The 20,685-nt window shown below is 37.7% G+C and carries 20 protein-coding genes; 13 read left to right on the top strand and 7 right to left on the bottom strand.

Features of this window, described 5'->3' with window-relative positions:
• Nucleotides 1–8: 8 nt before the first annotated feature.
• The gene (locus BUA97_RS06125) at nucleotides 9–1,244 is read left to right on the top strand and encodes an MFS transporter (protein WP_072996919.1); all 1,236 of its coding nucleotides are present in this window, start codon (nucleotides 9–11) and stop codon (nucleotides 1,242–1,244) included.
• Nucleotides 1,245–1,578: 334 nt separating this feature from the next.
• On the opposite strand, the gene glmM is transcribed toward BUA97_RS06125, so the two are convergent.
• The 7 genes from glmM to BUA97_RS06090 all read right to left on the bottom strand — a co-directional run bounded on the left by glmM (nucleotide 1,579) and on the right by BUA97_RS06090 (nucleotide 8,337).
• Nucleotides 1,579–2,988, bottom strand: a complete 1,410-nt coding sequence (gene glmM / locus BUA97_RS06120; protein WP_072996918.1) for a phosphoglucosamine mutase — start codon at nucleotides 2,986–2,988, stop codon at nucleotides 1,579–1,581.
• Between the two features lie 68 nt (nucleotides 2,989–3,056).
• Nucleotides 3,057–4,055, bottom strand: coding sequence for a DUF4421 family protein (locus BUA97_RS06115; protein ID WP_072996917.1), 999 nt, complete (start codon nucleotides 4,053–4,055; stop codon nucleotides 3,057–3,059).
• Between the two features lie 39 nt (nucleotides 4,056–4,094).
• Nucleotides 4,095–4,244 carry a FeoB-associated Cys-rich membrane protein gene (locus BUA97_RS17465; RefSeq protein ID WP_084081264.1) on the bottom strand — a complete coding sequence of 50 codons (150 nt, stop codon included), beginning with the start codon at nucleotides 4,242–4,244 and terminating at the stop codon, nucleotides 4,095–4,097.
• A 7-nt stretch (nucleotides 4,245–4,251) separates the two neighbouring features.
• Entirely contained in the window at nucleotides 4,252–6,285 is a 2,034-nt protein-coding gene (gene feoB / locus BUA97_RS06105) for a ferrous iron transport protein B (protein WP_072996916.1), read from the bottom strand.
• Nucleotides 6,285–6,539, bottom strand: a complete 255-nt coding sequence (locus BUA97_RS06100; RefSeq protein WP_245795814.1) for a FeoA family protein — start codon at nucleotides 6,537–6,539, stop codon at nucleotides 6,285–6,287. The genes feoB and BUA97_RS06100 overlap by 1 nt, the downstream gene beginning before the upstream one ends.
• 95 nt (nucleotides 6,540–6,634) lie before the next feature.
• Nucleotides 6,635–7,531, bottom strand: a complete 897-nt coding sequence (locus tag BUA97_RS06095) for a GLPGLI family protein (RefSeq protein ID WP_072996915.1) — start codon at nucleotides 7,529–7,531, stop codon at nucleotides 6,635–6,637.
• A 53-nt stretch (nucleotides 7,532–7,584) separates the two neighbouring features.
• Nucleotides 7,585–8,337: a Rossmann-like and DUF2520 domain-containing protein gene (locus BUA97_RS06090; protein ID WP_072996914.1), complete on the bottom strand. Its 753-nt coding sequence runs from the start codon at nucleotides 8,335–8,337 to the stop codon at nucleotides 7,585–7,587.
• A 137-nt stretch (nucleotides 8,338–8,474) separates the two neighbouring features.
• Between BUA97_RS06090 and BUA97_RS06085 the strand changes: the two genes are divergently transcribed.
• From BUA97_RS06085 to serS, 12 genes are all read left to right on the top strand, one after another.
• Nucleotides 8,475–9,032: an RNA polymerase sigma factor gene (locus tag BUA97_RS06085; protein WP_072996913.1), complete on the top strand. Its 558-nt coding sequence runs from the start codon at nucleotides 8,475–8,477 to the stop codon at nucleotides 9,030–9,032.
• A 23-nt stretch (nucleotides 9,033–9,055) separates the two neighbouring features.
• Nucleotides 9,056–9,628: a hypothetical protein gene (locus BUA97_RS06080; protein WP_072996912.1), complete on the top strand. Its 573-nt coding sequence runs from the start codon at nucleotides 9,056–9,058 to the stop codon at nucleotides 9,626–9,628.
• A gap of 18 nt (nucleotides 9,629–9,646) precedes the next feature.
• A complete protein-coding gene (locus BUA97_RS06075) occupies nucleotides 9,647–10,249 on the top strand; it encodes a hypothetical protein (RefSeq protein WP_245795812.1) in 603 nt (200 codons plus the stop codon).
• Nucleotides 10,250–10,380: 131 nt separating this feature from the next.
• The gene (locus BUA97_RS06070; RefSeq protein ID WP_072996911.1) at nucleotides 10,381–12,525 is read left to right on the top strand and encodes a peptidylprolyl isomerase; all 2,145 of its coding nucleotides are present in this window, start codon (nucleotides 10,381–10,383) and stop codon (nucleotides 12,523–12,525) included.
• Nucleotides 12,526–12,645: 120 nt separating this feature from the next.
• Nucleotides 12,646–13,593 (top strand): MlaD family protein, encoded by a 948-nt coding sequence (locus BUA97_RS06065; RefSeq protein WP_072996910.1) that lies wholly within the window; start codon nucleotides 12,646–12,648, stop codon nucleotides 13,591–13,593.
• Nucleotides 13,594–13,597: 4 nt separating this feature from the next.
• Nucleotides 13,598–14,911 (top strand): 4Fe-4S dicluster domain-containing protein, encoded by a 1,314-nt coding sequence (locus tag BUA97_RS06060; RefSeq protein ID WP_072996909.1) that lies wholly within the window; start codon nucleotides 13,598–13,600, stop codon nucleotides 14,909–14,911.
• Between the two features lie 43 nt (nucleotides 14,912–14,954).
• A complete protein-coding gene (locus tag BUA97_RS06055) occupies nucleotides 14,955–15,740 on the top strand; it encodes a (Fe-S)-binding protein (protein ID WP_072996908.1) in 786 nt (261 codons plus the stop codon).
• A 138-nt stretch (nucleotides 15,741–15,878) separates the two neighbouring features.
• Nucleotides 15,879–16,367 (top strand): hypothetical protein, encoded by a 489-nt coding sequence (locus BUA97_RS06050; protein ID WP_072996907.1) that lies wholly within the window; start codon nucleotides 15,879–15,881, stop codon nucleotides 16,365–16,367.
• A 30-nt stretch (nucleotides 16,368–16,397) separates the two neighbouring features.
• Nucleotides 16,398–17,534, top strand: coding sequence for a glycosyltransferase (locus BUA97_RS06045; RefSeq protein WP_072996906.1), 1,137 nt, complete (start codon nucleotides 16,398–16,400; stop codon nucleotides 17,532–17,534).
• Nucleotides 17,534–18,775 carry an oligosaccharide flippase family protein gene (locus BUA97_RS06040; RefSeq protein WP_072996905.1) on the top strand — a complete coding sequence of 414 codons (1,242 nt, stop codon included), beginning with the start codon at nucleotides 17,534–17,536 and terminating at the stop codon, nucleotides 18,773–18,775. Before BUA97_RS06045 ends, BUA97_RS06040 begins: the two co-directional genes overlap by 1 nt.
• Before the next feature lie 29 nt (nucleotides 18,776–18,804).
• Complete coding sequence (locus tag BUA97_RS06035; RefSeq protein ID WP_072996904.1) at nucleotides 18,805–19,308, top strand: hypothetical protein; 504 nt, start codon at nucleotides 18,805–18,807, stop codon at nucleotides 19,306–19,308.
• 97 nt (nucleotides 19,309–19,405) lie between these two features.
• Nucleotides 19,406–20,677, top strand: a complete 1,272-nt coding sequence (serS, locus tag BUA97_RS06030) for a serine--tRNA ligase (RefSeq protein WP_072996903.1) — start codon at nucleotides 19,406–19,408, stop codon at nucleotides 20,675–20,677.
• The last annotated feature ends 8 nt before the right edge of the window (nucleotides 20,678–20,685 follow it).

The following is a 20,685-nucleotide window of genomic DNA, read 5'->3' as shown; positions in this document are numbered from 1 at the left end:
TTTGCATAATGATTTCCTTTACACCACTTCGAGTTTTAAAAAATATAGAATTCCGACATCTTTTGACAGGGCGTTTTTTCCTGATCATTGCTTTCCGGATGCTCGCTACTTTGTTGGGGTGGTGGGTTTATAAGTTGACAAAAGATCCTTTTTCTATTGGTCTTATCGGGCTTTCTGAGGTGGTCCCGGCAGTTTCCTGTGCGTTGTACGCTGGCCATATTATTGATATGAATGAAAAGAAAAAGCTGTTGCTGATCTGTAATTATGCTTACGTAGTTCTGATAAGCCTGCTATTGATTCCGGCTTTCTTTGGTCACAGAATGCATTTTACAGGTCACGAGATCACTTATTTTATCTATGGTGTGATTTTCTTCACAGGCATCTGCCGTTCGTTTTTGGGGCCATTGGTACCAAGCATGATTCCTAGGATTGTGAAGCGGGAGAATCTGCCATATGCTGTCACGCTTAACCAGGCGACATTTTTGATCGCATCGGTTTCGGGCCACGCTTTAGGTGGTTTTCTGATTGCACTTATTACAATAAAATGGACTTTGGTGGTCATCATAAGCAGTATTACGCTGGCATCCCTGTTTTTCTGGACCATAAACAGGCAGTATTCTGAAAACGAAAATAAAGATGTGAACGTCTTTGAGAGTATGAAGGAAGGACTGGCCTATATCTATAAAACTAAGGAGATCTTTGGTGCTCAGATGCTGGATATGTTTGCAGTTCTCTTTGGCGGAGCAGTGGCGATGATTCCGGTTTTTGCAAGTGACATTCTGAAAGTCGGCTCGGAAGGGTTTGGACTTCTGAATGCGGCTTCTGATATTGGCTCGATGTTGATTATCATTACACTTTCTCTGGTTCCACTTAAAAAAAATCAAGGGAAGATTTTGCTTTTTGTAGCAACTGGTTTTGGGTTGTGTATTATAGGATTCGGATTGTCAAAAATGTATTGGCTGTCTTTTGGATTCCTGGTTCTGAGCGGAATGCTGGATGGAATCAGCGTGGTAATTAGAGGAACGATTGTCCAGCTGAAAACACCTGAAGAAATCCGTGGACGGGTTCTGAGCGTCAATTCAATTTTCATCATGTCAAGCAATGAACTGGGACAGTTTGAAAGTGGATTGACAGCAAAATTAATGGGCGTTGTCCGTTCCGTAGTTTTCGGTGGAACGATGACCGTTTTGACGGCTTTGTTTATCGGTGCGACTTCTAAGAAGCTGAGGAAGATGGAGTATTAAAAGTCTTAGCAAATTGAAGTCTGCAAAGTACCAAAACAAGTCTGTTTGGAAACAAATAAGAACTACAGAAGTTTCCCGCAAGTTGTTTGAAACTAAATACAAAATACGGAAGTCTAAAACAAGTTGTTTGGAAACAAATAAGAACTACGGAAGATTCCCGCAAATTGTTTGGAACAAATTACAAAGTACGGAAGTCTAAAACAAGTAGTTTGGAAACAAATAAGAACTACAGAAGTTTCCCGCAAAATGTTTGGAATAAATACAAACTGCTTGTGTTTTAAAACAAGCGTGATTGTAACTAAAAAAGGAAGCAAAAATTGGCTTCCTTTTATTTTTATATTAAACTTCTGATTTTCGCAATCATATCATCGCCCAATTTATCAGCTTCTTCCTGAGAAAACGCTTCGGTATAAATCCTGATGATCGGTTCTGTATTAGACTTTCTCAAATGGACCCAATTTTCGGCGAAATCGATTTTTACACCGTCAATTGTGGAAACTTCTGTCACATTGAGCGAAGTCGAAATGTCTTCATTTTTAAATTCTTCCTGAACTTTTACCAGCAAAGCGTCCACGTCGATTTCCGGCGTCAGTTCGATTTTCTTCTTGCCCATAAAATAAACCGGATAACCTGCCCTGAGTTCAGAAACGGTTTTGTTTTCCTTTGCGAGATGCGTCAAGAATAAAGCAATGCCCACCAAAGAATCCCGCCCGTAATGCAAATCTGGATAAATAATTCCGCCATTTCCTTCGCCTCCGATTACAGCATTTTTTTCTTTCATAAGGTTAACGACATTTACCTCGCCCACTGCACTTGCAAAATATTCGGAGTTGTGATTTTTGGCAACATCTCTCAAAGCTCGGCTTGAGGAAAGATTGGAAATAGCCACGCCTTTTTTATCTTTTAAAAGGTAATCAGCAACGGCTACCAGTGTGTATTCTTCGCCAAACATTTCGCCTTTTTCATCGACCAAAGCCAGTCTGTCAACATCAGGATCCACCACGATTCCCATATCTGCTTTTTCTTTGATAACCAATTCGCAGATGTCGCCAAGATGTTCTTTCAAAGGTTCAGGATTATGTGGGAAATGCCCGTTCGGTTCGCAATATAATTTCACAACTTCAACACCTAGTTTCTCCAAAAGTGGTGGAATGGAAATCCCGCCGGTAGAGTTGACAGCATCCAAAACTACTTTGAATTTTTTAGCTTTTACAGCCTCAATATCAACTGCAGGCAAATCCAGAATTTGTTTTATATGAATATCGAAAGCATCATCTCTGGTTTCATACTTTCCCAAATCATCCACCTCAGCATAATCGAAATCTTCATTTTCTGCCAAAGCCAAAACTTCCGCACCATTTTTGCCGTTGATGAATTCGCCTTTGTCATTCAACAATTTCAAAGCATTCCATTGTTTTGGATTGTGCGAAGCGGTTAAAATAATTCCACCGTCCGCTTTCAGTTCAGGAACCATAATTTCGACCGTTGGCGTTGTGGAAAGACCTAAATCTATCACATTAATTCCCAAACCTTGCAAAGTGGAAGCGACCAGAGAAGAAACCATTTGACCGGAAATCCTCGCATCGCGACCGATAACCAAGGTCAGATCTTTTTTATTTTTATTGTTCTGAAGCCAGGTTCCGAATGCCGAAGCAAATTTTACCACATCCAGCGGTGTCAGATTATCATTGACTTTTCCACCGATTGTTCCTCGGATTCCGGAGATTGATTTTATTAATGACATTGTAAATTATTAAGGTTTTTCTGACTGCAAATGTATTAAAAAGAAGTCGTTTTGTTTTTAATTCTCTATTAAAGCTCAGGAATTTTATCCTGTATTTTTTCATAGACTTTTTTTATTTTTGAAGGGGCATTCATTCTATAACCGAGAAAGAAAAGTACATAGAAATCATTATTGGTGATATTCGAGCCAAGATCATCGTAATGATTGCCGGAATAATTGAACTTTGAACCAAAGAAAAATTTCTCAGAATTGTAGCCAAGATGTAACCCTGCACCGAAGTTTTGAGTGAAAAAGTTTTGTTTTTCTTTTTCAGATTCTGTGATGTCAGATTTATAAGTACTCCATTTTTTTCCTAATCCTGCAAATGCAAAAGGTGCAATGTTGAAGTGTTTTGTTACAACGTAATTGTAATAATAACCTAAATCAAAACTAAGATTCAGTTGATGTTCACGGGATTTTATAGAATTTAATTGGTCTGAAAAAATTACATAATCATAGTTCAAGGACGGTACAAAACTTCCACTGCTGTTTTTCTGCCATTCTTTTTGATAATAGATTCCCTTCAGAGAAAAATTATCGTTGAAAATATAAGAAGTAGAACCTCCAAAACTTTGAATCCTCAAATCCGGAAAAGTCAAATAAGCGTCTTTCCCTTTTTGCCAGATACTAACAAAATCGCTGGTGTTGCTCACATAATAACCTTTACTGTTCTTATAAGAAAGTGTCTGGATAATATTTTTCGGAAAGAATCGGAAAGTATAATTGGTAAAACTACTTTTTCCCTTTAAGCCGTTATTATTTCCCTGTAAAAAATCTGGAGCGAAAGAGATCGATGCGCTGATGATTTTATAGTCAAATCCAAAAGTGGTATTGATTTGATTGTTGAGATTCAATCTTGGTTTGATGCCTAATTCCTTAGCAGAAACCACATAATTATCTATGTTGGTGTCGAGGTTGAAACGAAGGATGATTTTTTCATCATACGAAATCACATTATGATTTAAGCTGTCAATCTGTGCAAATATAACGATGCAGAAATGAAGCAGGATAAAAGTAAGGATTCGCATTGATTAGCTTTAATATGAGCTAAAGTAAGATTTTTTCTATTATGAAGAACAACCGCAATCCGGACCGCAATTTTTTCCGTTATCTTTCTTCTTAGAAAATGTTTTTGAAAATTTGCGGATAATCACGTAAATAGCCGCTAAAACGATAATGCCAACGATAACATATTGTATGATTAGTGAATTGTCCATTTTAAAATCATTTCAAAATCTGATAAACAATCAGTGCCGAAAAGTATGCCAAAAACGTCATTGAAACCGTTTGTAATATTGTCCATTTCAGGCTTCGGGTTTCTCTGTAAACTACAGCAATAGTTGAAATACACTGCATTGCAAAAGCGTAAAAGATCAAAATCGAAACGCCTGTTGCAAAACTGAAAACCTTTTCACCATTGGGTTTGACATCCAATCTCATTTTTTCAATCAGTTTTCCTTCCGGTGCTTCATCGTCCAGGCTGTAAAGTGTAGATAATGTTCCCACGAAAACTTCTCTTGCCGCAAAACTTGTCAGGATCCCGATTCCCATTTTCCAGTCGTAACCAAGTGGCGCAATGGCAGGTTCCATAGTTCTCCCGATTCTTCCGAGATAGGAATGATCAAGCGAAGATTCTGTTGCGAGGATTTCGTTTTTATGCTGAGGCGGACCAAAATAACTCAAAGCCCAAAGAATGATGCTGACTGTGAAAATCACTTTTCCGGCACCTGAAATAAACTCCCAGACTTTCCCCAAGACCAATTTGAAATCATATCCGAATAAAGGCATTTTATAAGTCGGGAGATCCATCACCAGGAAACTTTTGATTTTCGTTTTGATGAAACTTTTCAGAATAAAGGATGAAATCAACGCCATCAAAAAGCCCAAAAGGTACATCAGCATCAAAGCAATTGCTCTGTATTTGATGCCGTAAAAATTGTTATCAGGAATGATTAATCCAATAATTATACTGTAAATTGGCAGTCTTGCAGAACACGTCATAAAGGGCGTTACAAGAATTGTAATTAGCCTTTCTTTTACATTTTCGATGTTTCTGGTCGACATAATCGCTGGAATTGCACAAGCTGTTCCGGAAACTAATGGAACGATACTTTTTCCGTTCAGTCCAAAAGGTCTGAGCATCCTATCCATCAGGAAAACAACTCTTGCCATATAGCCCGAATCTTCCAGAAGATAAAGGAAATACAAAAGAATTCCGATCTGTGGTGCGAAAACCATAATCCCGCCGATTCCAGGGATGATTCCGCTGGAAACGAGAGAGTTAATTGGTCCTTCCGGGAGATGTTCTGCAGATCGTTCTGATAACCAGGTGAAAAAACCTTCAATCCAGTTCATCGGATATTCTGCTAATAAAAAGACACTTTGGAATATTAATAATAATATTATTAAAAATACAGCGTAACCCCAAATTTTGTGTACGAGGATTTTGTCAAGTTTTTCTGTCAGTAGCTGTTTTTTCTGTGGTTTTTTCTCTGTGATCTGCAAAATAATCTTATCAATATTCTGATATCTTCTGACTGTTTCCTGAATCTGGAGACGTTTCGGAACACTGCATTTTGAATCTTCCTGAGTGATGATCTCGTGGATGTTGTCGATTTTTCCGAGGTAGGTATCTGCGGCAAGCAGCGTCCATATTTTATAAAGATTATTTTCAGACGTAGTGGTTGAAATTTTATAAACCAAAGCTTTTTGCTCTGTCGGAATTTCAAATGAATTGGCTTCAGAAACTTTGAAATCATTATTGAAAACGGCTTCCCGAACAGTTTCTATTCCAATATTGAGTTTTGCATTAGTTTCCAAAACCGGGATGTTAAGTATCTCAGAAAGTTTTGAAATATTGATTTTGATGCCACGCTTTTCAGCTTCATCGATTTGATTCACAACAATTATTGCCGGAATTCCCAGGTCCTGAATCTGCTGGAAAAGAAGAAGGCTTCTTCTCATATTAATGGCATCGGCAATGTAAACAACACCAAAATAATGTTCCTGTTCCTGGATCAGGTAACGGGAAAAAATGGCTTCGTCTTCAGAAGTCGGGTAGATGCTGTATGAACCTGGCAAATCTATAACTTCAATTGACTCATTTCTGTAAGTGTAATTTCCGGAATGGCTGGCAACGGTTACACCCGCATAGTTTCCTGTCTTTTGTTTTTTGTTACAAAGAGTATTGAAAAGTGTAGATTTCCCGACATTGGGATTCCCGACCAGTAAAATTTGTTTTTGCTTTTTCTGCTGCATTATTCCGATAATTCTACCTGTAAGAATCTTGCTTCAGCTTCTCTCAGGGCGATTCTGGTTTTTTCAGAGCCATATTCGATGTATAGCGGTCCGCCAAACGGAGCCTGATAAAGAATTTTAAAACTCGTTTCCGGAAGCAGTCCCATCTCGATTATTTTTGTCGGCATCTGAAGATTTTCATTATCATAACCAATGATTTTCCCGATTTTATTTTTCGGAAAACAACAGAGCTTATCAATATGCTTTTTTTGCAAGACTTAAATTTTGGACTACAAAGATAGCTTATTTTAAATAAATCTAAATAAGATATTTATCACAAAAAAACCGGAAACTAATTTCCGGTTGAATATTATTTCTTCTTTTTATCCGTGACTTGCACCACTTCTATCGGGTTGTCTGTAGATTTGAAAAAGTCATTGAGCATTTTTTCCTGATTCTTCAGCATCTCGCCGATGGTGAGATCGCTTCCAGGCATTTTCATTGAAAGCATGTTTTGTGGAATTTGCGTTCTTGCTTCTGCCATTGGATCTTGTTTGAAAGCGGCATAAGATTTTTCAAATTTATCTTTTGCAATGATTTTTTTCTCATTGCTCATTCCATATTTTGCATTGACTTCTTCTGCGTAAGTGAATTCTTTCCAATCCTTCACCGTTTTGTTACCGGACAGTAACCATGAATAATTTTTTTGATCATCTTCGATCTTTACAATCAGTCCCGGTAATCCGTAGAACTTATATGGTCCGTCCTGGAAAGGAATGTCTGTTGAGAACCAGGCTGTCCATTTTCTACCACCGAATTCTGTTGTAGCCTTCTGTGTATTATAAGTTCCGATCTTTTCTTTATCTGTAAGGATTTTCCAGTCAAATTTTAGGGTTTCTTCATAGGCAAAGAGATTTCTGCTGATTCTGTCCACATACATTTCTGTCATTGCAGGATAGGCCTTATAGATTTTATAAGAGAACTTCGGCCATTTGATCATTTTGGACATATCCTTGAAGGTTTTGGTTTTTTCCATCTCTTCAACAGCGGATTTTATGATAGAATCCTGAGCAGGTAAAGTAAAATCCTGATAAATTGATTTGTCTTTGGCAATGTCGAGAGTGGTCATTACTTTATCCAGCCTAGCAGAATCTTTTTTTGGCTTGTAGGTCAGTTCGTAAAAGAAACGGTTGGCGGTTTCCTGAGCTGAGGCTATTAATCCTAATAATATAACCGGAAGAATGATTAATTTTTTGAGAGATTTCATATTTTTTATTTTCTGTTCTGAACAATTAGTGTAAGAATCTAAAAAATGTTACATTATTTATCATACATTTTTTTGATGGATTCATTCATCATTTGATAGATTCTTAAATGTTCTTCTTTGGTAATAAGATCTTCATGAAGTTTCAGAACTCTTTCGTCACCTCTCACCGCAGGACCGGTCTGGGCAAGTTTTGGCTCCATATGATGTATTTTTTCTACAGTTTCATCAATTAATGGGATGAAATATTGAAAAGGCAAATCCTGAGAATCTGAGATTTCTTTGGCTCTGGCAAACAGGTGATTCACAAAATTGCAGGCGAAGACCGCAGTGAGATGAATATATTTTCTCCTTTCGTAATCAGAAGTTTCAACATTTTCTGAAATTATAGACGCAAGTTCAAAGAGAGATTTTTCATCAACCTGGCTTTCAGCTTCAATAAAAAAAGGAATTTTTGAATAATCGAGATTTTTAGTTTTTGAAAAAGTCTGTAAAGGATAGAAGCTTGCTTTTCTGTAATTGCCTTTCAGGATTTCCATGGGAAGAGAGCCGGATGTGTGAGCTACCAAAACATCGTCTTTTTTAATCCAGGAAGAAACTTCTTCCACGGCATTGTCAGAAACGGAAATCAGATAAAAATCCGCATCCTCCAATTGTTCCGTTGAAAAAGGAATATTGAATTTTTCAGATATATTTTCCAATTCGATGTCATTCCGGCCAAAGATCTGATGAACAGTAATATTATTTTGTTTAAAAGCTTTTGCAAGATGATAAGCAACATTTCCAGAACCGATAATAACTGTTTTCATAAGACAAAGATAAAATTTTGTGAGATAGGTATGATTTTTTATCATCAACAAGACAGTTGAACTATGTTTTTCAGATGAAATTCAAAAAATAATTTAACTTTGGTCTTATTTTTTAATCAAAACTACGAAACATCTGAATGAAGCTCAAAGATGAGGAGATTGTAAAACTTTTATTAGCGCCACCAACGCTGGAAAGAGGTTTGCGTGCAATGATGGATGCCTATCAAAGCAGGTTGTACTGGCATATCAGGCGTCTGATTGTGGATCATGACCTGGCTCAGGATGTTTTGCAGGATACTTTTATCAAAGCGTATCAGAACATCCATCAGTTCAAAAGTGACAGTAAGTTGTACACCTGGCTGTACAGAATTGCAACCAACGAATCTTTGCAGCAACTTAATAAAATGAACCGGATGAAAAAGACAGATGAAGATGCAGAATATCATTTGCAGAATCTGGTAGCCGATAACGCCGGAAAAGATGCAGAAGAAATTACAGTATTGCTCCAGAAAGCAATTCAGACGCTTCCGGAGAAGCAAAAATTGGTGTTCAATATGCGTTATTATGATGATCTTCCTTATGAAGAAATTTCAAAAATTCTGGATATGTCGGTTGGAACTCTGAAAACCAATTACCATTATGCAAAAGATAAGGTGGAACATTATATAAAAGATAATTACTCGGAAGAGTTTTAAAATAAAATAAGAAAATAAAAGTAATGAATATTGATATAGAAAAACTGAACAGAAAAATGCCTTATCCGGAACCTTCGGAGACATTTTTCAAAACGCTTCAGGATAATGTGATTTCGAAAGTCGCCGCAGAAAAAGCTCCGGCTGTTAAGAAAGAAACAAAAGTTTTCTCACTCAACTTCAAATGGGTTGCTGCTGCGGCTGTAGTGCTGATTGCAGGAATTACAGCTTTTTTTGGACTGAATGATAATCCTGAAATGCAACTGGCTCATCAAAAACCAATTGTTGACAGCGTATACGAGACTCAGCAGCCAACAACCGTTTTAGCAGATAATAACGATGAAGTTTCTGTCCAGACTCAGCCTTCTCAATATAAAACTGAATCACATAAACCGAATCATTCCACAGCTCATCTGCAAAAGTTTCAAAACCGGAGAAACAACAGTTTTGATAATACAGACATACAGGATTATGCCGTGGAAAACAAACGTAAATCCGAAACTGAAGTAGAAAAAGTTCTTGCAGCTTTCACGCCGGATCAGCTGAAAGACCTTGATAAAAACAGTGAACAGGATGTTTATCTTGACCTTTATAATTAATAACAAAATTAGAAAAAAATGAAAAAATTGTTATTGACTATTTTGATCTCCGGATTGTTTTTTGTCCACACTACAAAAGGACAGGAAAGGAGATCAGGAGGAAATACCACTCAGAGATCAGCAGGTAATCCTTCTTTCAGGAGCAGTGCACCGACAACTTCTTTTTCTCCCGCCGGAACAATGATGAGACAACAAAATATCCCGAGAACTTCCGAATGGAAAACAATGAACATGCAGGAAAAAAAGGAGGTGATCAATGGGATGTCTGTAAAAGAACGTTCGGCGTTTCTCCAAAAGATGAAGGAGAACATTGTGATTGATGACATTGATATTGCGACGGACAAGCAGGAAGAATTCAAAAATTTGTATGCAGAATATCAGAACAATCAGAAGCAGATCAAAGAAAAGTTTATTTTTGATAATAATTTTGAGAAGCTTTCTGATGAAGAAGCCACAAAGCGATTGAGCCAGAGCTTCGAAGTGGGGCAGCAATTGCTGAATAACAGGAAAACCTATGCTGATAAGTTTCTAAAACTTCTGACACCGCAACAGGTACTGAAGCTGTTCCAGACAGAAGGCAAAATGCGGGAAAAAGTCCTCGATAAAAAAAATGCCAGATAAAATGGTAAACCTCTGTAATATGGAGGTTTTTTTTATTTTAGAACACACATTCACAAATGTTTCTAAATAATTTTTCCTATTCTCTTAAAAATATGTATTTTCGCAGACTGATTATAAACACTTAATATAAAATGGCAATTTTAGGCGAAATTAGAAAAAGATCGTGGCTGTTAGTTGGCGTTATTGCATTAGCACTTTTGGCTTTCCTGGTAAATCCGGATACGATAGACAAGGTTTTTGGTAAAAATCCGAACATCCTTGGTAAAGTAAACGGAGACGAGATCACAAGAGACGAGTTCAGCGACCAGCTTTTCATCATGCAGCAACAGGCTCAGCAACAAGGGCAGCCTACAAAAGGTCTGGAAGAGCAGGCTTGGCAGATTCTTGTTCAGTCCAAACTGATCAAGCAGCAATTTGAGAAAATGGGGCTTGAGCTTACAGATGATATTTTCTGGAGTCAATTACAATATGACCCTATTTTTGCTCAGAACCAACAATATTTTGACGAGAAAGGAAACTTTAAACTTCAGGAAATCAAATCAGAAATTGAGAAATCTCAAACGATGAATCCTGATAATTATTCTTTCTGGCTTAAAAACAAAAAAGCCATCGAGTACAGAATGATGGCGAGAATGCTTTTTGGAAATATCACTTCCGGAATCACAACCAGCAAAAAAGAAGCTGAACTGATGATAAAATTCCGTGATGATATGGCAAACATAGATTTCGTGAAGGTGGATTATCTGGAATTCTCAAAGAAGAATAATGTAAAAGTTACGACACAGGATCTTGCCGATTATATCAAACAACATCCAACGAGATTCAAAGTGACTGCAAGCAGGAATATTGCTTATGCTTATTTCCCTGCAACACCAAGTGCTCAGGATGATGCAGCAACTCTGAACGAACTGAATAAATTATACCTTAAAGGAACAGATGCTTCCGGCGGAACAGAAAACTTCCAGAATACAAAGAATGATTCTATGTTCGTGGAATTGAACTCGGACATACCATTCATCCCTCAGTATGTTAGCCCGACACAATTACCTTCTGAACTGAAGGATAAAATTGCAACGGCGGCTATTGGACAGACTTTTGGTCCTTACAAGGAGCAGACACTTTATGTCGTTTCAAAATTATTGGATAAAAAAACGTCAGATTCTACTTTGTCAAAACACATACTGATTGCTTACAAAGGAGCGGAAAGATCAACTTCTAACAGAACGAAAGATGCTGCCAAGAAAACAGCAGATAGTCTGTTTGCAGTAATCAAGGCTGATCCCGCAAAGTTCGCAGAAGGTTTGAAATTATCTGATGAGCCTAATGCTGTAGAAAGAAACGGAAGTGTAGGATGGACAACACCGGCAAGTCAGTTTGCGCCAGGATATTTAAGCTTCTTAGCAAACAATCCAAAAGGAGCAACCGGATTGCAGGAAACAGCTTTTGGTTATCATATCATTAATATTGAAGATAAGAAAAGCGGGGCAATGACTTATAAAATTGCACACCTTGCAAAAAATATCAAAGCGTCTGATAAAACAGAAAATCAAGTGTTGACACAGGCAACCAGATTTATCCAGCAAACAGAAGGGAAAAGCTTCAATCAGTTCAAAAATCTGGCTGAGAAAAACAAATACAGATTCGATAATCCTAAAACAGTTGGCCGTTTCCAAGGGTCACTTCCAGGACTTAACACGGACAAAGATGCGGATATCATCACTTGGGCATTTGACAAGAAAAGAAATGTTGGTGACACAGACATCTTCACGGTAGAAGGAACTGGTGACAGAATTGTGGCTTACGTTGTCGGAAAACAAGATGAAGGTCTTGCTGATCCAGAAACAGTGAGAGATCAGATCGAGCCGATTGTAAAAAATAAATTACTGGCTAAAAAGATCATCGATAAGATTAATGCGGGTAAATATACATCACTTGATCAGGCTGCAAAAGCATTCGGAACAGCCAAAGCAAGTGGAACTGTAAACCTTTTCAACCCGAATGTAAATGGTGCGATGGAACCAAGAGTTGCCGGAGCTGCATTCGGAGCACAGCCTAACAAATTGTCCAATCCTGTGGAAGGGATGACAGGGGTTTATCTGGTATTCAAAAAATCAGTTTCTACCAATAAATTGCCTGGTGATGTCAAGCAGATTACAGAAGGTATCACGCAACAGAATTCTCAGCAGTTCACAGGTGCATTCCTGAGAAGCCTGCAGGATAATGCGAAAATCAAAGACTACAGAATCGAAGTTTGGGACAAATCACCACAACAATAATTTTGTAACATATCAAAATAAACAAAAGCGGCATAATTGTCGCTTTTGTTGTTTTTTTATTTTTATCGATTATAAATCCAATATTCATATATTTGCTAACCAGTAAAAAAAACAACAAACGTGAAGTTAAGTAAAGAATTAAAAGCAGGACTGATCGCAATTTTTGCCATTATAAGTTTCGTCATACTTTATCAGTTTATGAAAGGGAAAAATCTCTTTACGACTGATAATGTATTCTATGCGAAATATGACAATGTGGAAGGCCTTGCAGTGTCTAATCCTGTTTCTATCAACGGACTGAAAGTGGGACAAGTGGATGAAATAAAACCGATCACAAAAGGCGGGAAGCTGCATTTTGTAGTGAAGTTGACTATTGATGATACTTTCGAGTTTTCAAAGAATTCTACTGTAGAGATTTTCGAGCCTGGACTGATGTCGGGAAAGGAAATGAAAATCAATCTTTTCTATGACGGAGAAACAGCAAAAGACGGGGACACACTGAAGGGGAATTATCAACTATCGATGCTGAATTCCCTCTCTTCACAAGTGAAGCCTGTGAAAGATCAGCTCTCCAACGTATTATTGAAGTTAGATTCTACTTTAGCAAGTACGAACAAGATTGTTGATGAGCAGAACAGAAGAGAAATAAAATTACTTCTTTCCAATCTGAACCAGACAGTAACAGCCTTCAAGGGTACAGCTGAACAGACAAACAGAATCCTTTCTTCTAATGAAAATGGGCTGCATAACGTCATCGATAACGCCAACAAGACACTTCTTACGACCAACGCTACGGTTGAAAAATATGGAAAAGTGGCGGAAAGAGTGGATATTGACAAACTGAATCTTACAATTGATGAATTCAGCAAGACTGCAGCAAAGCTCAATAACGTTATTTCGGGCATACAAAACGGTGAAGGTTCTCTTGGAAAATTGGCAAAAGATGAGCAACTTTACAATAACCTTACTAAGACCTCTGAGAATCTCAATAAGCTGGTAGAAGATTTGAAAACAAATCCGAAACGCTATCTGAATTTCTCAGTTTTTGGAAAGAATAATAAAGACTAATTCTATGCAATATATTGACAATGTAATCTTTCTGATTCTCCTGATTGCTGGCTTTGGATTATTTGTAAAAAGCCTTAAAGAGCTTTACCGTAATATAAAACTGGGTAGAGAGATCAACCGTACAGACAGAAAAGCAGAGCGATGGGCAACAATGGCTCGTGTCGCACTTGGACAAAGCAAAATGGTAAAAAGACCAATAGCAGGGATTTTACACATTTTCGTTTACGTTGGGTTCGTCATTATCAATATAGAACTTTTAGAAATCATTATTGACGGTATTTTCGGCACACACAGATTTTTACAAAGTGTTTTTGGAGATTCGTTTTATTCTGTATTCACTTCCTTTTTAGAAGTTTTGGCTTTAATGGTTTTATTTGCCGTTGTTGTTTTTTTCATCAGAAGAAATTTTTATGGCGTTAAAAGACTGACAATGAAAGAATTGTTTGGCTGGCCAAAACGTGATGCCAATTGGATTCTGATTATCGAATTTGCATTGATGCTTGCATTCTTCACAATGAATGGTGCAGATTATTATTCAGATGTAAACCGTTTCGGCAGCAATTTTCCAATCTCAAAATATCTTTTTCCATTCTTTAATAATTTCAGTTCAGATACACTTCATATTATAGAAAAGTCAGCCTGGTGGTTTCACTTTGTCGGGATTTTATTCTTTATGAATTATCTCTATTATTCCAAGCATCTTCATATTATTTTTGCATTTCCAAATACGTGGTATGCTAACCTTGAGAAAAAAGGAAAATTCAATAATCTCGATTCTGTTACAAAAGAAATCAAATTAATGATGGATCCTAACGCTGATCCATACTCAGCACCGGCTGAAGGTGCAGAAGAAGTGCCGTCTAAATTTGGGGCTGAAGATATCTTTGATCTTAACCAACATCAGCTTTTAAGTGCTTACTCTTGTACAGAGTGCGGAAGATGTACTTCAGTTTGTCCGGCTAATATCACTGGAAAGAAACTCTCACCGAGGGCGATTATGATGAAAACCAGAGACCGACTGGAGGAAGTTGGTAAGAATATCAACAAGAATGGAAAGTTTGTGGATGATGGCAGAAAACTTCTGAATGACTACATCACTAAAGAAGAACTTTGGGCTTGCACCACTTGTAATGCTTGTGTGGAAGCTTGTCCTGTTCTGATTGATCCATTGTCCATCATTTTCGAGATGAGAAGATTTTTGGTAATGGAACAGTCGGCAGCACCTCAGGAGCTGAATCTGATGATGACCAATGTGGAGAATAATGCTGCGCCTTGGCAATACAACCAGGCAGACCGATTGAACTGGGCTAATGATTAGTTCTGTAGTACAATTATATTAATACAAAATACATTTACAATAAATGGATTTCACTATAAAAACAATGGCAGATTACGCTGCGGAAGGTAAATCTCCGGAAGTTCTCTTTTGGGTTGGTTGTGCCGGAAGTTTCGATGATCGCGCAAAAAAAATAACCAAAGCATTCTGCAAAATTTTAAATAAAATCGGGGTAGAATTTGCTGTACTAGGGCAGGAAGAATCTTGCACAGGCGATCCCGCAAAACGTGCCGGAAATGAGTTCGTGTTCCAGATGATGGCTTTAACCAACATCGAAGTTCTGAATGCTTACGAAGTCAAAAAAATCGTAACAGCATGTCCCCACTGTTTCAATACACTGAAGAATGAATACCCTAGTCTGGGCGGTAATTATCAAGTTATTCATCACACACAGTTCCTGAAAAACCTTATGAATGAAGGCCGGCTTAAAATAGAAGGAGGAAGTTTCAAAGGAAAAAAAATCACATTCCACGATCCTTGTTATCTTGGAAGAGGTAATGATGAGTACGAAGCACCAAGAATGCTTCTAGAGAAACTGGATGCCGAACTTGTAGAAATGAAACGCTGCAAAATCAACGGTCTCTGTTGCGGAGCTGGTGGTGCACAGATGTTCAAAGAGCCAGAAAAAGGAAATAAGGACATCAATGTGGAAAGGACAGAAGAGGCGCTTTCATTCGAACCAAAAATCATTGCAACCGGGTGTCCTTTCTGTAATACGATGATGACAGACGGCGTGAAGCATTTCAATAAAAATACGGAAGTCGAAGTCAAAGATATTGTGGAACTTTTGGCGGAAGCAGAAGATTTATAAGATCGCTTAGAAAATAAAACCTCAGAATTTCTGAGGTTTTTCATTTGAAAGAATTGAATTAAAATCCGTAATTTTATACACTCAAAACATTTTAGATAAACGCTTTTCAGTGATTGCAAAAACCTTAAATATCTTATTATGAAAATCGAGGAATCCAATATTGTAGAAACAAACGATTACCGTGTGATTATATATCCGGCTTCAAGGCCTTTCACAGCGAAGGAAAGTAAAACCATTGCGGAGAAATTGTATGATTTTTTAGCAGGCTGGGCAGCACATGGAAAAGCACTTTCCTCCTCTTTCAAGATCGAGAAAAATCAGTTCATTGTTATTTGTGTTGATGAAGAGAAAGAGGCCGCTTCGGGTTGTAGTATTGATGCTTTGGGAAAAATTATGAGAGAATTGGATTCTGAGTTTGATCTTGGATTGTTTGACAGGATGAAAGCAAGCTTTGTAGAAAATGGTGAAGTGAAAACACTGAAGCTGTCAGATTTCAAAAATAAAATCCGAAACGGTGAACTGTCAAAAGATATCGAAGTTTTTGATTTTTCTAAAAATACCTATCTCGACTTTCTGAGTCATTTTTTACAACCCTTCAACAGAAGCTGGGCAGCATCCATTTCTTAATTAGTTTTATTTAAATTTCAAATTAAGATCTTGAGAATACTTTTTATTTCCTCTTGGTTCCCTAACAGACTGGAGCCTACAAACGGCAATTTTGTGCAGCGTCACGCAGAAGCAGTCGCTTTGAAACACGATGTCGAAATCTTGCACACCATAGGAAATTTTGATCAGGAAGAAGTTTTTATTTCTGATGACAAAGTGATTAATGGGATCAGGACTCTGATTATCTATTATAAGAATTCCAAAAATCCAGTTCAGAATTTTATCAGAAGAATGAAGGCCTACAAGATGGGATTTGCTAAGATGCAGAAGCCGGATCTTGTCCATGCCAATGTTCTTCATAATAATATGTTTTTTGCAGTTTATTTGAAGAGAAAATTTAGAATTCCGTTTGTCGTATCAGAACATTGGACGTCTCTTCAGAAGGAAAACCTTAAGAGAACTTCAGGTAATATCAAGAAAATTGCAAAATACATTGCAAAGCACGCAGACTATATTTTGCCGGTTAGCGAAAATCTGAAACATAGCCTGCGGATATTAGGAATAAAAACGCCGATGAAAGTGATTTCAAACGTTGTTAATACCGATGTTTTTGAAATTAAAAAGACAGAGAAAAATAAAACTGTCAGGTTCCTCCATGTTTCCAGTTTGATCCCGAGAAAGAGACCGGATAAAATTATTGAAACGGTTTTTAAGCTCAGGAAAAGCGGTTATGACGTTGCGCTGGAAATCGGTGGCGATGGCGATACGGAATCCTTGAGGAAACTTGTCAGAGAGTTTGATGCGGAAAGTTATATTGAGGTTTTTGATGAAATTACTTATGCCGAGGTTGCAGAAAAGATGCAAAAATCCGATTGCTTTATTTTGTTCAGTGATAATGAAACCCAGGGTTGTGTGATTCTGGAATCTTACGCCTGCGGAAAACCTGTCATTGCAACAGAAGTTGGCGGTGTCCCCGAATTTATAAAACCGGGATTAGGCGTACTGATTGAAAAAGCGAATGAAGAACAGCTGTACAGTTCTATGAAGAATTTTGTGGACAACACTACAAAATTTGAAGATCCGGAAGTTCTGCGAAAATTTGTAATTGATAATTTTTCTAAGGAAAGTATAGCAGAACAGTTTACGGAGGTTTATGAGAGCGTAATCAGGCAAATCAAAAACAGATAATGAACAGCTTAAAAGAATTTTTGAGCAACTTTCTGAAAAACAAAGGCCATCATGTTTTTCTCTCTTTCCTGATTGCCAAGATCTGCGGTTTTCTCGGTTCTATTGTCATCATCAGGCTTCTGCCGGAGAATGAATATGGTATTCTGAGTATTGTAATGTCGGTTTATGCTATTTTCCTTCCTTTTTCCGGGTTGGGAAGCAATCAGATTTTGCTGAGGTATGGATCCATTTCCCAGAATGAAAATAAACAGAGATTATCATCATATCTATTTTATAAAGGCCTTTTTTACGAGATTTTACTGGTTCTTATTTTTATTGTTTTTTCCCTTTTCTATGAAAATAAATATGACAGTATCTTCATCATCTTCCTTTTCTGCGGGATACGCCTGATGGGCTTTTACTTATCAAATCATATCCAGACCTACTACAGAATCACGGGCAAAAATAATGTTTTTGCCAATGTCAATAATGCGATCAATATCGGCGGCTTTATTATCCTTCTGGTTTTCACCTATTTTTGGAAATTTTACGGCTATCTTATTGCCATGTCGATTATTCCCTATTTGTCACTGTTCTGGCTTAAAAAAGCAATGTTTTCTGCGAAAAACAGTCAGCCTGTAGATAAAAAAGAAATGTGGAGGTTCGGGATTTTCACAGCAGCTACATCTGTCATTTCGGAAACATTGTTTTCTCTGGATGTGATACTTCTTGGTATTCTGATGAATGAAAACGCTGTTGCGAATTATAAAGTTGCCATCCTGCTGCCTTCAAACATTCCTTTTTTAGTCATTAGCTTTATGCAGAGCGATTACCCTTTGCTATCAAAAAATTACAGGAACAAAGCCTTTCTGGTATCATACATCAGGAATTATTATAAAATATTTATTCCCATCTGTTTTGGGATTTTTGTGTTTTTTTACTTCTTCAAAGATTTTTTACTGACTTTTTTCTTCGGCGCAAATTATGTGGAAAACAGTAATCTGATGATGATCCTTTTACTGGGATTCACATTCGGGATGCTATCCAGAAACTTGTTTGGTAATCTGTTGCCGGCAGTAGGGAAAATAGAAGTGAATACATGGATATCTGCATTGTCATTGCTTTTATTATGTATAGTTTCTTATTTTGCAGTCGCATCATTCGGAGTGGTCGGTATGGGTATTTCTCTGGCAGGCATGCTGGTTTGGGAAGGCCTGGCTTATATGTTTTTCTTCAGGAATTATCTGAACAAACTTTCCTGATCATTAATTTTAAATTTATCTTTGCAAAGATGAAACGAAGAATATCCATAATTTTAACAGCAATAGTCCTGTTGTTTTCCTGCAGGGGAGACGGTAATGACTTTCAGGTTATCGACCAGGTTCTGAAGCTCTATGTCAGAAGCGCAAATAATCCGGATCTGCTCAATAATCAGATCGACGGCTCATACTCTTCCGTAGTTTTATATGATCTTCTGAATCCAACGGCACTGACAATAGTTCCCGGGACAAGTCTGCTAAAGGATGCAGATGCGATCACTTATCTGGATTATACTGCCGGTGCAATCAGACAGTTAAAAGATTCCATCAGCCCGGAACTGAAAACCTACAAATCCAGATTTATTATCCGCTATTCAAAAACAGTAAATTCGGAGGTTGTCAATGATGACGATATTATTGAGATCGAATACAGATGGACGCCTTCACTTTTTGAGCTATCCAAACTCTCGTACGATAATGAAGTTAAATTTACAAAAGTTCCCGGACAGCCGAACATTGTCAGAATCGTGAAATAAAATCATTAAATTTGCACAACTTATGTTGGATAATGGAAGCGGGATGATGGAAGTTCCGCTAAAAAATCTAACACCAAACACCTAACACCCAACAAAAATGTTACAGGTTAATTTTTTGCGCGAGAACAAAGAACGCGTTTTGGAAGGCTTGAAGAAAAGAAACTTCAAGGAATTAGATTTGGTCGATGCAGCGGTAAATGCTGACGACGAAAGAAAAAGATTACAGTTTGAGCTGGACTCTCAACTTTCCGAGATGAACAAAATTTCGAAAGAAATCGGAATCTTGATGAAAGACGGAAAAAAAGAGGAAGCTGAAGCCGCAAAATCCAAAACATCGGAATTCAAAGAATCGAGCAAAGAATTACAAAATCAATTGACTGAGGTTGAGAATTCGCTTCTTTCTATCCTTTATCAGATCCCGAACGTTCCGTACGAAAAAGTGGTTGCCGGCGTTTCTGCCGATGACAACGAGATTGTTTACGAATCTACAACGGTAGAAGGTTTGGGAGAAGGCGCAATTCCTCACTGGGAATTGGCAAAGAAATACAACTTGATTGATTTTGAATTAGGTGTGAAAGTTGCCGGAGCTGGTTTCCCTGTTTATTTCGGGAAAGGCGCAAGGTTGCAGCGCGCATTGGTTCAATATTTCTTAGATAAAAATGTCGAGGCTGGTTATCAAGAAGTTAATGTGCCACATGTTGTGAACGAAGCTTCTGGCTATGGAACCGGACAACTACCTGATAAAGAAGGACAGATGTATCACGTTGGCGTAGATGATTTGTATCTGATTCCAACGGCAGAAGTGCCTGTGACCAATATCTACAGAGATGTGATTATTGATGAAAAGGATTTACCAATCAAAAATACCGCTTTCTCTCAATGCTACAGAAGAGAAGCTGGAAGTTACGGAGCGCACGTGAGAGGACTCAACAGGCTTCATCAATTCGAAAAGGTGGAAATTGTAAGAATCGAGAAGCCGGAGAATTCTTATGCTGTTTTGGAAGAAATGGTAGAGCACGTGAAGTCGATTCTGGAAGATCTGGAATTGCCGTACAGAATTCTTAGACTTTGTGGTGGTGATACCGGTTTTGCTTCTGCAATGACTTATGACTTCGAGGTTTGGAGTGCGGCTCAGGAAAAATGGCTGGAAGTAAGTTCTGTTTCCAATTTCGAAACCTTCCAGGCCAATCGTCTGAAATGCCGTTATAAAGGTAACGAAGGTAAGTCTCAGCTGGTTCACACATTGAATGGATCTGCAATGGCTTTGCCTAGAATTATGGCTGCTTTGCTGGAAAATAACCAAACGCCTGAAGGCATCAGATTGCCAAAAAAAATCGCAGAATATGCAAGATTTGAATTGATTAATTAATTCAGGAA

The sequence above is a fragment of the Epilithonimonas mollis genome (assembly GCF_900142325.1).
Classification (GTDB): Bacteria; Bacteroidota; Bacteroidia; order Flavobacteriales; family Weeksellaceae; genus Epilithonimonas; species Epilithonimonas mollis.
The sequence above is the reverse complement of the archived record's forward strand: the minus strand, read 5'-3'. Positions and strand labels throughout refer to the sequence as shown.

What these genes read in the sequence shown, in the direction of transcription:
- BUA97_RS06060 (WP_072996909.1), top strand. Translation starts at nt 13,598, where the DNA reads ATGCAATATATTGACAATGTAATCTTTCTGATTCTCCTGATTGCTGGC.
- BUA97_RS06055 (WP_072996908.1), top strand. Translation starts at nt 14,955, where the DNA reads ATGGATTTCACTATAAAAACAATGGCAGATTACGCTGCGGAAGGTAAA.
- feoB (WP_072996916.1), bottom strand. Translation starts at nt 6,285, where the DNA reads ATGCAGCAGAAAAAGCAAAAACAAATTTTACTGGTCGGGAATCCCAAT.
- BUA97_RS06085 (WP_072996913.1), top strand. Translation starts at nt 8,475, where the DNA reads ATGAAGCTCAAAGATGAGGAGATTGTAAAACTTTTATTAGCGCCACCA.
- BUA97_RS06125 (WP_072996919.1), top strand. Translation starts at nt 9, where the DNA reads ATGATTTCCTTTACACCACTTCGAGTTTTAAAAAATATAGAATTCCGA.
- BUA97_RS06075 (WP_245795812.1), top strand. Translation starts at nt 9,647, where the DNA reads ATGAAAAAATTGTTATTGACTATTTTGATCTCCGGATTGTTTTTTGTC.
- BUA97_RS06040 (WP_072996905.1), top strand. Translation starts at nt 17,534, where the DNA reads ATGAACAGCTTAAAAGAATTTTTGAGCAACTTTCTGAAAAACAAAGGC.
- BUA97_RS06035 (WP_072996904.1), top strand. Translation starts at nt 18,805, where the DNA reads ATGAAACGAAGAATATCCATAATTTTAACAGCAATAGTCCTGTTGTTT.
- serS (WP_072996903.1), top strand. Translation starts at nt 19,406, where the DNA reads ATGTTACAGGTTAATTTTTTGCGCGAGAACAAAGAACGCGTTTTGGAA.
- BUA97_RS06070 (WP_072996911.1), top strand. Translation starts at nt 10,381, where the DNA reads ATGGCAATTTTAGGCGAAATTAGAAAAAGATCGTGGCTGTTAGTTGGC.
- BUA97_RS06090 (WP_072996914.1), bottom strand. Translation starts at nt 8,337, where the DNA reads ATGAAAACAGTTATTATCGGTTCTGGAAATGTTGCTTATCATCTTGCA.
- BUA97_RS06115 (WP_072996917.1), bottom strand. Translation starts at nt 4,055, where the DNA reads ATGCGAATCCTTACTTTTATCCTGCTTCATTTCTGCATCGTTATATTT.
- glmM (WP_072996918.1), bottom strand. Translation starts at nt 2,988, where the DNA reads ATGTCATTAATAAAATCAATCTCCGGAATCCGAGGAACAATCGGTGGA.
- BUA97_RS06080 (WP_072996912.1), top strand. Translation starts at nt 9,056, where the DNA reads ATGAATATTGATATAGAAAAACTGAACAGAAAAATGCCTTATCCGGAA.
- BUA97_RS06095 (WP_072996915.1), bottom strand. Translation starts at nt 7,531, where the DNA reads ATGAAATCTCTCAAAAAATTAATCATTCTTCCGGTTATATTATTAGGA.
- BUA97_RS06050 (WP_072996907.1), top strand. Translation starts at nt 15,879, where the DNA reads ATGAAAATCGAGGAATCCAATATTGTAGAAACAAACGATTACCGTGTG.
- BUA97_RS17465 (WP_084081264.1), bottom strand. Translation starts at nt 4,244, where the DNA reads ATGGACAATTCACTAATCATACAATATGTTATCGTTGGCATTATCGTT.